Below are 11,345 nucleotides of genomic sequence, written 5' to 3'. Positions count from 1 at the left end.
ACGCGTTACGCACCCGTCCGCCACTAGGGTATTGCTACCCCCGTTCGACTTGCATGTGTTAGGCCTGCCGCTAGCGTTCATCCTGAGCCAGGATCAAACTCTCCATTGTATAGAAAGTGTTGATCACACTCATTCGGATTTTAAAATTGACTTTGGTGCTTAGAGCTACCTGCTATTTAGCATTGTAGATGCTCCAAACTATCTAACCTTCTTCCCAAACCTCAAAGAACGTTTATTCTTTCGGACTCGCTCACCGAGTCGACTTGCGTCGTGTCTCGTTTTGCGGAGTGCAAAGTTACAACCGTTTTTTTTGCTGTCAAGCGTTTCTCGAAAAATTTTCTTTTCGATATACTCTCAAAAACCTAGTTGTTGAGAGCCGCAAGGCAGTTTTTATTTCAAATTCCTACTCAAAGGCTAGGCCTTTGTTTCGCTAACCGACTTGACTTTTGTCGTGTCTCGTTTTGCGGAGTGCAAAGGTACAACCGTTTTTCGCACTGTCAAGCTTTTTCCGAAATTTTTTCTTTTCGTGTTCCTCTGAAAACAAGCTCAGAGAAACAGCTGGACAGCTTTTATTTCAAAACTACTCGGAAGTGTTACCCTCTTTTCGATTCCGTTTCGGCGGTCATTCCGTCCGAAGTGGGATACAAAGGTAGGGCGTCTTTTTGATAACGCAAGCCCCCACTGCCCAACTTTCGCGCAACTAGCTGAAAATGCGAGGCAAAAAAACTCATTTGCTGTTGGCCGCATACCAGTTAACCGCTCCTATCTGGTCGTCCGGCAGCTTTGAGAGCATATCCAGTATGGTAAGATGTGACACCGGATGGCGCCACTCAGGTGTCAACTGCGCCCAAGGCACCAGCACAAAAGCCCGTTCTGCAATGCCTGGATGTGGCAGCTGGAGATACTCTGACTCCAGGATGAGTTCTTGATAGGCCAGCAAATCCAGGTCTATGAGACGTGGCCCCCAACGGAGCAGTCGCCGCCGCCCCATCTCGGCTTCAATGTCCAGAAGCGCTTGCATCAGGTCAGGTGCCGACAGTGTGGTAGCAACCTCTACTACGGTATTGAGAAAAGGTCCCTGCTGCACAGGCCCAAATGGCGGTGTTTCATAAACAGCAGAAGACCGCAGGATATGAATCCCACGGTCTTCCAGTTTTTGCTCGGCAATGGCCAGATGTTGTAAGCGGTTGCCCAGATTGCTGCCGATTCCGAGGTAAATCATACTGTCACTTCTTGCGCTCGATGGCACGCTTGGCGGCAGCAACAATGGCAGCGGCATTGATACCATACTTGGCCATGAGTTCATCCGGGGTACCGGATTCACCAAACTTGTCGTTGACACCGACCATCTCCAGCGGAAGCGGATGGTTGCGCACCACCCATTGCGATACCGCTTCGCCAAGCCCACCATTCAGCATGTGCTCCTCTGCGGTGACGAAGGCGCCAGTAGCGGCCGCTTTGTGAAGGGCGGCTTCGTCCAATGGCTTTATGGTGTGCATGTTGATGATGGTAGCCTGAATACCGGCCTTTGACAGCTCTTCGGCTGCCAACAGTGCCTGCCATACCAGATGGCCACAGGCGATAATAGCAACGTCCTTGCCATCTTCCAGTATCTGCGCCTTGCCAATAACGAAGTCGCCTTCCTTGTCTGAAGTGAAGTTGGGCACCGCCGGACGGCCGAATCGCAGATAAACGGGCCCATTATGGTCGGCGATTGCCAGCGTGGCGAGCCGGGTTTGGTTGTAATCACAGGGCACCACCACGGTCATCCCTGGCAGCATGCGCATCAGGCCGATGTCTTCCAAAATCTGGTGGGTAGCCCCATCTTCGCCCAACGTCAGGCCAGCATGCGAAGCGCATACTTTCACGTTCTTGCCGCTGTAGCAGATACTCTGTCGGATCTGATCATACACACGCCCCGTGCTGAAGTTGGCAAAGGTGCCGGTGAAAGGAATTTTGCCGCCAATGGTAAGTCCTGCGGCCACTCCCATCATGTTGGCTTCTGCGATACCTGCCTGATAGAATCGATCGGGAAACTCTTTCTGAAAGGCATCCATCTTTAGCGAACCTGTCAGGTCGGCACAGAGTGCAACAACCTGCGGATTGCGGCGGCCCAATTCCAGAAGACCAGCACCAAAGCCGCTTCGGGTATCTTTTTTCCCAGAGTCTGTATATCGCATGGCAAAGAAAAATCCGGCCCAAAACTACACTTTCAGGCCGGATTTGCTACGATTTGCCCCATCAATTAGCGTGGGCGCAGCGGAACTTCGATGAGCAGCAATTGGGTATCTTCCTCTGCTGTCAGACTGAAGGTGTCTACCCCTTCAATGCCCAGGCCATCGCGCCGCCCGAGTACCGTATCGCCAACTGCAACCTTGCCTTCCAGCACAAACAGATACTGGCCATTACCCGCGAAAGCATTCTGATAGCCAAGCGCAGTTCCTGCTGAAACATTGGCGAGCGAAAGCCTTGCGCTCTGATGAATGTCCAGTGCGCCATTGACCCCACCCTTTTCCACAACTGTCTGCCAGCGGTTCTGCCGATCTGCCGCATCGAAGGTTTTCTGGGCATAACGCGGCTTTACGCCTTGGGTATCGGGGAAAATCCAGAGTTGCAGGAAGTTGACTGCCTCTTTGCTGGAAGGATTAAACTCGCTGTGCGTCAGGCCTGTTCCGGCAGACATGATCTGGACGTCACCGGTCAGGATGGTTTCAGCATTGCCTGTGCTGTCCTTATGTGCGAGTGCCCCCTGAAGTGGTATGGAGATGATCTCCATATTGTCATGTGGGTGGGTACCGAAGCCCATTGAGGGCTGCACGATATCATCATTCAGCACGCGCAGGGCCCCAAAGCTCATCCGCTCAGGGTTGTAGTAGTGCGAGAAACTGAACGTGTGTTTACTGAACAGCCAGCCAAGATTGGCGACACCACGGGTTTCAGCTCGGTGCAGGGTAGTTTTCATGTCAGCATCCTTTCAATTTAATGTTTAAACAATTAAATCATCTGCTCTGGTTCCCTGCGCCTCACTTTCCTCAATAATCGTTTCCGGGCTGCACTACCAGCTGTGCCATGGCCTTCTCAAACTGCTCTTTGTTGGGCGACTTACCGTGCCACTGATAGTCATCGGCCATGAAGTCTACACCGTATCCCATGATGGTTTTGGCCATGATGGCTACAGGCTTTCCTTTACCAGTGGCAGCAGTAGCAGCTTCCAGCGCTTTCAGCACCGCTTCCAGGTCATTGCCATTCTCCAGCACGAGCGTTTCAAAGCCGAAAGCCTTGAACTTCTCAGCCAAATTGCCGGTGTCCATTACATCCTGAGTATTGCCGTCAATCTGCTTGCCGTTCCAGTCTACCATCACTATGAGGTTATCTACTTTATGATGAGCTGCATACATGGCAGCTTCCCATATCTGGCCCTCATTCACCTCGCCATCGCCACAGAGGCAGTAAACCCGCTGGGTATCGCCGTTGAGCTTTTTGGCCTGTGCTGCTCCAACTGCAACACTGAGGCCCTGCCCCAGCGACCCCGTAGCTACGCGAATGCCGGGCAGGTGCTCCTTGGTGGCAGGGTGTCCTTGCAGGCGCGTATTCAGCTTGCGGAATGTAGCCAGTTCGGAAACAGGGAAATAGCCAGCCCGGGCCAACACACTGTAGTAAACAGGCGAAATATGACCGTTGGACAGGAAGAACAGATCTTCGTCCTTGCCATCCATCGAAAACACGGCGGGGTTATGCTTCATGTGTCGGAAGTACAGCGCCACAAAGAGCTCTACGCACCCCAGTGAGCCACCTGGGTGACCACTGTTGACCTCAAACACCATGCGGAGAATATCCCGGCGCACCTGTGTGCACAACGTTTTCAGCGATTCGATGGATTGTTGCGGATTCATGTCGACAAAGGTAGCCAACCCCCTGTGTATTTTGGCAGGAAAACACACCGAGATGAAAAGGATAATCGTGTTGGCAGGTCTGGTTGTCTCGTGCGCAGCCTGTGGCCCCAGCTATACTGATTTCAAGCGCCTGGAGGGGAGCTGGCAGCGGGAAGGCACTCAGATATACGAGCACTGGGTGGCAAGAGAACCAGGCCAATATCTGGATGGGATTTCATTCAAGGTTCAGGGAAAAGACACCCTGCTATTGGAGTTAATGAGGCTGGAGCAACTGGGCGAAGACTGGATTTACCTCGCGAACCCCGAAGACGGCAGCCCCACGGCATTTACCCTGGAAGCCCGCCACACAACTGCCGACACCAGCGACACCGATACCACTCCACAAAAGATGTATTGGCGCTTTGCAAACCCCGAACACGACTACCCCAAGCAAATAAGCTATCTGCTGGAAACCGATTCGCTCCTCTCGGTCAGTATCTCGGCAGGCCCTAACGACAGCCTGCCCCGGCAGTGGAAGTATCGGAAAATTGCTCCGCTCCAGATTCCGGACTTCTGACCCTCAGACTGCTGTGGAATTGGGGAAAAACTCCGCCGCAGGCCTGCTGCTTTTTTCCGATTTTTGACCCTCTACCACTGTCCTATGCACATAGCGATTGCCGGCAACATCGGCTCTGGAAAAACTACCCTGGCAACTAAGCTGGCCCATATCCTCAGCTTTGAGGTGCAGTATGAAGACCCCAGCGACAACGTATACATATCGGACTTCTACACCGACATGCAACGGTGGGCCTTTCACCTACAGATTGCCTTTCTCCAGACCCGCCTGAAGCAAGCAGCAACCATTCGGGCTTCCGGTAAGGACGTCATACAGGACCGGACACTCTACGAGGACGCAGAAATCTTTGCCCCTAATCTTGTAGCAATGGGCCTGATGTCGCAGCGAGACTACGACACATACATGAGCCTGTATGAAACAGTGGTGCCGCTGGTGAAGCCGCCGGATCTCGTAATTCTACTGCGGGGAAGTGTTGCCAAACTGGTTGACCAGATTGCTTCACGAGGTCGTGAATACGAAGAGAACATACGCATAGACTATCTCAAGAAGCTGAACGAACGCTACGAAGAGTGGTTCCGAAGCTACAACCTTGGCAAGAAACTGGAAGTAGATCTCGATAAGCTGAACTTCCGCGACAAGCCAGAGGATCTCGGCGTTATCGTCAACGCCATCAACGCCGAACGCCACGGCCTGTTCCAGCCCTGACAGACATGTCGAAAGAATTTGAAAAGCTGCGCAGCGAGGTAAATGCCGGCAAACTGGCACCCGTGTACTTCCTCTTTGGCGAAGAAAATTTCTACCTGGACCAACTGGCCGACCTGATTGAGAAAAAAGCCATGGAAGGTGCCGAACCTTCCTTCAATCAGGATATAGTTTACGGGCCCGATGTAAGTGCGGCCCAACTCACCGCTGCGGCGCGCAGCTTTCCCATCATGGCCGCACGCAGGTTGGTGCTGGTAAAAGAAGCACACCGCATACGTAAAGAGGAAGCCGAGCGGCTGGTCAGCTATCTGGACAGCCCCGCGCCCACCACGGTGCTGGTGCTACTGCACAAGGACAAGAAGAAGCCCGACCAGCGTACCAAATACGGCAAAGCCATTAACTCAGCAGTGGTGTTTGAAAGCAAGCCCCTGTATGAGAATCAGGTACCGGCTTGGGTGGAAAGCTACCTGAAAGAACGGAAAACGACCATAGACCCTGATGCGCTACAGGTACTGGTGGCTGCCTTGGGTACGCACCTCCAGCGGATCGTATCTGAACTGGACAAGATTCTTCTGAACCTGAAAGATCAGCCCGCTCCCCACATTGACCGCAAGCGCGTGTTTGATGCGGTGGAGATAGACCGTGAGTTCAACATCTTTGAACTGCTGAATCAGATTGGAGCCCGAAATGTAGGCCAGGCACACCTGATTCTGGACAACATGCTCAAGAACCCGAAGGCGAACCCGCCCGTTCTGATGCTGGCGCAGCTGAATGGCTATCTGAGCAAGCTGGCCCACCTGAAACATGCCCGTATCGATTCTGAGCAGGCGATTGCCAGCGAACTGAAGATTCACCCGTTTCTGGCCAAAGGCTACAGGGCAGCACTTCAGAAGTACACCTATCCGCAGTTGGTCTTTGCCATCAAGTGTGTTTTTGAAGCTGACCTGGCGCTAAAAGGCATCCAGACCACCCGAATGGGCGAAGAGCACATTCTCAAAACCCTTCTGTTTCAGATTCTACAGGCGGCTTGAGCCCTTAAGTCATTCGCCCGGTTGCAGGCGAAAGCGCTGCAGGTCGCGGCTGCGATCCAATACCACCAATTCCAGCATCCGCATCTGGGCCAGTATCCGCTCCAGAGGCAGGCTTATCTTCATCTTGCGAACAGGTATGGGAGCATCTTCTTCATAAGAGCGCCCAGCCTCCAGCACCAGCAGCTCTGTGTGAAGTTCACCTTGGTCCCACACGAGGTTCAGTCCTACCGGCATCCACTTGGTAAGGTCCACTCCGCTGTGCAGTGCAAGCCGCTGCAACGACTCCGATCCGTCGGTCAGGTCTACCGCCACCGACCCTACCATGTCGTCAAAATCAGTCTGGGCAGTAAAATCTGAAGGCAATTCCGGGTGCTCCATAGAAAATTCAGCTAAGGGGTTCGTCCAATAATTCGCGATGATGGTTCAGTAGATGGTGCACTACCCGCAGTGCACTGGCCAGATTATTGCCCCACTGCGCCCGGAAGCCAAACCTCCATTCCCACAGCGCATGGCGCAAGGCGGCAGGAGAGCCAATTTCCGCGTAAGCAAGCCCAGTTTTCAAATCTCGGTAAATAGCTGTCAGGTCTTCCGCCAAACTGCCTGTTACAGATTCACTGTCTGCGTAGTCGTACGGATCGAACGTCTCTACGTAAAGTGCCGCTGGGCCCAAGCGAGCCTGCAATACCAACTCAAAGTCGGGCAGCCGCACGTTATCCATTTCTGGATCATCATCATACACAGCAGCATCAGGCAGCGATGTGGCCAATGCATAGAGACTGGCCAGCAACTGAGGCAAAGGTTTCAGGAAGGCTGCTACCTCTCCATCTTTCTGCTCTTTTCCCAGAAAACCATCCACGGCATTCACAAACTGCTGTGCAGTGAACGTAAATGCCTGTACTTCGGGGGTTTTGAACAGTTCGGCAGGAGTCATATCAATCGTAGAATTGCCAGCTGACACCCCAGCAGAACCACAGTGGTTGCATAGGATAATACGCTGTCTTAAAGTAAGCAGGGCCGTTCAGGCCGCTAAGCACATTCATCACTTTGACAAACGCCACTGCCGTGAACATGTTGGCCGAAGCATAGGCGTCCACCCGAAAATAACCAGGAATGCGCTCGCTGCGCTGCGGATACCACACGCTGATGGAAGGATCGTATTGCAGTGGGTAGTGCTCTGAGAAAAAATGCCCGTCCAGCCCCACCGAGAACTGGGTAGTAGACTCCCGGAAAAGCTTGTACTGATAGAACAAAGACACTTTCCCGTACAGGTTGGGCTGACTGCTGGCATAGGGAGCCAGCGCGTCACTGGTAGCGGCACCCTGCTGTAGGGTGGCGGCAGCTTCCAGATACAGGCGCCCGAGGCCATAACGGCCCTCTACACTGACACCCTGCCAACGCACATTGTCACTACCACTGCCCTGCCGCACTCTGGCTAGATAATCATAGTAGAGTGGAGAGACCTGACCACTGAAAAAAACAGTAGCCGTAGCATAGTTTGCCAGATACGGAATGCCACGCTTGCTGCGCAGACGTCCATTGAGAGTCGCGAACGCACGAGCCTGAAATACCGTCTCGTTGCGCAGGCCATTGTCCGCAGCAAATGTCTGGCCAGTCCAGAACTGCTGAAACAGCGAAGGGTTTCGGCTTTCTACTGAGGCTTCCATTCCCAGCAGGTAAGGCACATAAGTCCCCTTGAACTGTATTGGATAGTTACGCCATTGCGAGCGTATTTCTCTGCTCACACTGTCCTTCACCACATAGGGAGCAGGGGTGCCGTTCCATACTGCACGCCCCTTCAGCAGATAGCGATCAGCCTGCACATTACTGCGGCCATACTCCAGTGTCCAGCCTATCGACAAGCCTTTGGTGCCACTTGTATCCTGCGTGAGCGCATTCCAGCGCACCGTCTGCTCCGTTGCCTTTACTATACTGCCACCCGCACTGAACTCCCTTACATTCCGTTGGGTAATCTCCGCCTCTATCTGGTGTCGCAAAAGCAGCTTCCAGATACGGGCTGAAAAACGCAATCCGCCAAAAAGGTTGTAGCGATCTACGCCATAACCAGCACGGATGACCGATAGTGAATCCTGCAACAGCCTTCCATAAGGACGGAAGCGCAGAAACTGGTAGGCAACTGCTTGGGCAGTGCCGCCATTGCCATCTTCCCAGTTGCGAAACGACTCTTCAAAACTACCGCCCCCTACTACCGTTACTCCATTGGTGCTGTCGCCGATTACACGCCAGCTGGCCAGCCCACTGACCGACCGGACCCTGCGTGCCAAAAAAGTGCCCGTTAACTGCACGGCAGGTATGGTGGCTTCAAAAAGGCTATCAATAGGCACATATCCAGCCCCAAGTAGGCCGCCATTGATCTGGTCCCGCAGCTGACTGAAAGACCCATTGGCAAAAACACTCCAACGCCCATCGTAGGTCCGCCAATTGGTTGTGAAAGCCAGATTGTAATGGTCAGTCACCATGCCTTGGAATGGCCCTCGAGAAGCTCTCCGCCGATAGCGGAACGCCGCATTCCAGAAGGGCGTGATATTCTGCGTCAGATCCAGCCGCAACAACTGAGTTTCCCCCGCCGTCTGTTTGAAATCAACATCGGCATAGGGTGTCCAAGAGTCGAAGTAAGGCAACTGGGTAGTTGTCTCCGGGATATACACAATAGGCTCACCCGAGAAAGGATCCGTCCATAACCCCTGCGAAAGGAAATACGAAGACAAACCCCATCTATACTGCTGATACGGCTTACCGACCTGGCCTAGTGACTGGATGTACCCTCCAAGGGTATCTACCTCATCCCACATGGTAGGTCTGCGAAGATCCAGTTGCAGCGTGTCTTCACGTTTCAGGCCATAACGAATTGCTGACGGGTATAGACGAACCGTCCGCTTTGGCTTCTTCTTGTCTTTATCGCTAGACTCCGTGGTATCCTGTTTAAAGGCGGTCTCGCCAGGTCTTGGCAGTTCGCCTGGCTGACGTGGAGCCTGTGAACGAGGCTGTACGCCGAAGCCAGTGGTCTGGCCCCACCCTGATTGGCTACTCAGCAGAGCCATTACGAACAGCCCAAGCGCAAACCAGTACTTCACTGCTCTGGCGCTTCGGCAATCAGGCGCGACAGAATACCCGTAAGCTTTGGCTCTGAAGCCTGGGCCACCGCAATTATTTCCTCTACGGTTACAGGTTGCAGGTTGGTTGGCGAGCACTCGTCGGTGATGATGGAGATCGCAAAGGTACGTACCCCCATATGATTTGCGACGATAACCTCTGGGACAGTGGACATTCCCACAAGATCTGCGCCGATCGTCCGCAGATAACGATACTCAGCCCGTGTTTCCAGATTAGGCCCCTGCACTGCTGCGTATACCCCCCGGTGCGTTTTCACACCCTGCTCTGCTGCTATCTTCTCCGCAAGCTTGATGAGATCGTAACTGTAAGGCATGGACATATCGGGGAATCGGGGCCCCAAATCGTCCATATTAGGTCCTCGAAGTGGGTTTTCCGGTTGCAGGTTCAGGTGGTCTTCCAATATCACCACGTCTCCCCGACGATACTCCGGGTTCAAGCCCCCAGCGGCATTCGACAAATAAAGCGTCTGGATTCCCAGCAGCTTCATAATACGGATGGGATATGTTATCTGTTGAGTGCTGTAGCCCTCGTAGTAGTGCATGCGTCCCTGCATTGCTACTACCTTTTTGCCACCGAGTTTTCCAAAGATCAGCTTGCCAAAATGGCTCTCAACCGTAGATATCGGAAAGTGTGGAATAAAGTTATAAGCCAGTGATTTCTCAATCTCGATGGCATCCACAAGCTTGCCCATGCCCGTCCCCAGTACTATGCCAACAGAGGGACTGTCTGAGTAGTAACGACGTATGTAGGCTAGCGTTTCGCTAAACTGCTGCGCTGTGATAGCTTCCATGGTTCTCTAATATTTGACTGAAGCAGCGCGCAAGGTGGTCTTCTCCCTGTAAAAATTCAAGCTTTACCTGCAGATAATAAATGGGGAGATCGGCAGCCTGTAGTTTGAACCAGTCCTCATCTTTCAGCCGGACATAGTCTTTCTCCGTGGTTATGAGCAGCAAAGGATCTCGGTAAATGTCTTGCTTCAGTAGCCCTCGGAAAGAATTCCGGATTCGCTGAAATTCATTGGAGAGAATGCGATGATGGTCCCGAAACGGAAAGGGCTTCAGCACTGTGATGCCTATAGATTTCAATTGGGAGTAGAAAGCCTCGTTATTGCCAAGGGCTGAAAAGGCAACGCAGTTACGCTGTGCAAGTTGCTCCATTGGGATCACCTCGCCGGTGCTGCAGGAAACCAGACCAGTAGCCGCAAGGCGCGAGTATGCCGACTTATGAAACAGATGCCCTGCAAAACGCTGGATTTTACTCTTGTCTGATAGTTTGTTCACAACCACTACATCTGCACGTTTGAGGTTACGGGCAGGTTCGCGCAACCGACCAGCTGGCAGCAGATAATCTTCCCATGGTGGCCGATTGGCGTCAATCATTACAATGTCAAGGTCACGAAGGATACGGCGATGCTGGAAGGCATCATCCAGAACGACCAGGTCGACCCCATATTTCTGCTTCAGTTTCTCTACACCTGCAACTCTGTCTTCACACACTGCAACATGGACTCCAGGGAAGCGGAGTGCGACCTGTAAAGCCTCGTCACCAACATCTTCCGCCGTTACCTCCGTTGTGATAACGTCATGATACCCTTTTGTGCTACGACCATAACCACGACTCAGATAGGCAACTTTCCGGCCCTTATCCGCAAAAAAACGCAGCAGATACTCTGCCATCGGTGTCTTGCCAGTCCCTCCTACTGAAAGGTTACCAATCGCAATCACGCGAACCCCAGCGACTGAATACGATCTGAGTAGACCTTTGTCGTATGCCCAGTTGCGCAACTGCATCACCATACCATAGACAAAGGCAAAAGGCAATAGCAGTAACCGTAATAGTCGAGCTTTTGTCATTTACAGAGGGGTCAGATATACAGTGGACTTCTGGGTTGGAAATTACGTTTTTTAAGCACTTGAGGCTTCCGGTTTCCGAAATACCGTCGCAAAATTGGCACATTATTCCCATCATAGAGATTCGAAGACCAGCTTTGGCAGTTTTTCCCAAAAAGCAAACTCCACCCCTATTGCCCAC

12 protein-coding genes and 1 rRNA gene are annotated in these 11,345 nt (G+C 52.7%); 3 read left to right on the top strand and 10 right to left on the bottom strand.

All coding sequences use genetic code 11. From position 1 onward, the window contains the following. The 5 genes from AC2D8O_RS07895 to AC2D8O_RS07875 form a co-directional block, all read right to left on the bottom strand. Positions 1-109: ribosomal RNA gene (locus AC2D8O_RS07895) — 16S ribosomal RNA — on the bottom strand; the annotation flags it as partial. 618 nt (positions 110-727) lie between these two features. Beyond that, positions 728-1,222, bottom strand: a complete 495-nt coding sequence (gene folK / locus AC2D8O_RS07890; RefSeq protein ID WP_484678254.1) for a 2-amino-4-hydroxy-6-hydroxymethyldihydropteridine diphosphokinase — start codon at positions 1,220-1,222, stop codon at positions 728-730. Between the two features lie 4 nt (positions 1,223-1,226). Further along, on the bottom strand, positions 1,227-2,180 hold the full coding sequence (locus AC2D8O_RS07885) for a transketolase family protein (protein WP_484678253.1): 954 nt from the start codon (positions 2,178-2,180) through the stop codon (positions 1,227-1,229). Between the two features lie 65 nt (positions 2,181-2,245). After that, positions 2,246-2,962 (bottom strand): pirin family protein, encoded by a 717-nt coding sequence (locus AC2D8O_RS07880; protein ID WP_484678252.1) that lies wholly within the window; start codon positions 2,960-2,962, stop codon positions 2,246-2,248. Positions 2,963-3,032: 70 nt separating this feature from the next. Next, positions 3,033-3,893: a transketolase gene (locus tag AC2D8O_RS07875; RefSeq protein WP_484678251.1), complete on the bottom strand. Its 861-nt coding sequence runs from the start codon at positions 3,891-3,893 to the stop codon at positions 3,033-3,035. Positions 3,894-3,945: 52 nt separating this feature from the next. On the opposite strand from AC2D8O_RS07875, the gene AC2D8O_RS07870 reads away from it, so the two are divergent. From AC2D8O_RS07870 to holA, 3 genes are all read left to right on the top strand, one after another. Next, entirely contained in the window at positions 3,946-4,449 is a 504-nt protein-coding gene (locus AC2D8O_RS07870; RefSeq protein ID WP_484678250.1) for a hypothetical protein, read from the top strand. Positions 4,450-4,533: 84 nt separating this feature from the next. Then, complete coding sequence (locus AC2D8O_RS07865) at positions 4,534-5,154, top strand: deoxynucleoside kinase (RefSeq protein ID WP_484678249.1); 621 nt, start codon at positions 4,534-4,536, stop codon at positions 5,152-5,154. 5 nt (positions 5,155-5,159) lie between these two features. Beyond that, entirely contained in the window at positions 5,160-6,182 is a 1,023-nt protein-coding gene (gene holA, locus AC2D8O_RS07860; protein WP_484678248.1) for a DNA polymerase III subunit delta, read from the top strand. Positions 6,183-6,191: 9 nt separating this feature from the next. Here holA and AC2D8O_RS07855 read toward each other — a convergent pair whose 3' ends face one another. The 5 genes from AC2D8O_RS07855 to lpxK are packed head-to-tail and all read right to left on the bottom strand — an operon-like array spanning position 6,192 to position 11,167. Continuing rightward, on the bottom strand, positions 6,192-6,560 hold the full coding sequence (locus AC2D8O_RS07855; protein WP_484678247.1) for a hypothetical protein: 369 nt from the start codon (positions 6,558-6,560) through the stop codon (positions 6,192-6,194). Between the two features lie 7 nt (positions 6,561-6,567). Continuing rightward, entirely contained in the window at positions 6,568-7,113 is a 546-nt protein-coding gene (locus tag AC2D8O_RS07850) for a DUF5063 domain-containing protein (protein ID WP_484678246.1), read from the bottom strand. A gap of 1 nt (position 7,114) precedes the next feature. Then, the gene (locus AC2D8O_RS07845; protein ID WP_484678245.1) at positions 7,115-9,241 is read right to left on the bottom strand and encodes a putative porin; all 2,127 of its coding nucleotides are present in this window, start codon (positions 9,239-9,241) and stop codon (positions 7,115-7,117) included. 29 nt (positions 9,242-9,270) lie between these two features. Then, entirely contained in the window at positions 9,271-10,104 is an 834-nt protein-coding gene (locus tag AC2D8O_RS07840) for a purine-nucleoside phosphorylase (RefSeq protein ID WP_484678244.1), read from the bottom strand. Continuing rightward, entirely contained in the window at positions 10,076-11,167 is a 1,092-nt protein-coding gene (gene lpxK / locus AC2D8O_RS07835) for a tetraacyldisaccharide 4'-kinase (protein ID WP_484678243.1), read from the bottom strand. The genes AC2D8O_RS07840 and lpxK overlap by 29 nt, the downstream gene beginning before the upstream one ends. Positions 11,168-11,345 lie beyond the last annotated feature (178 nt).

The sequence above is a fragment of the Pontibacter sp. T17 genome (genome assembly GCF_057219875.1).
The sequence above is the reverse complement of the archived record's forward strand: the minus strand, read 5'-3'. Positions and strand labels throughout refer to the sequence as shown.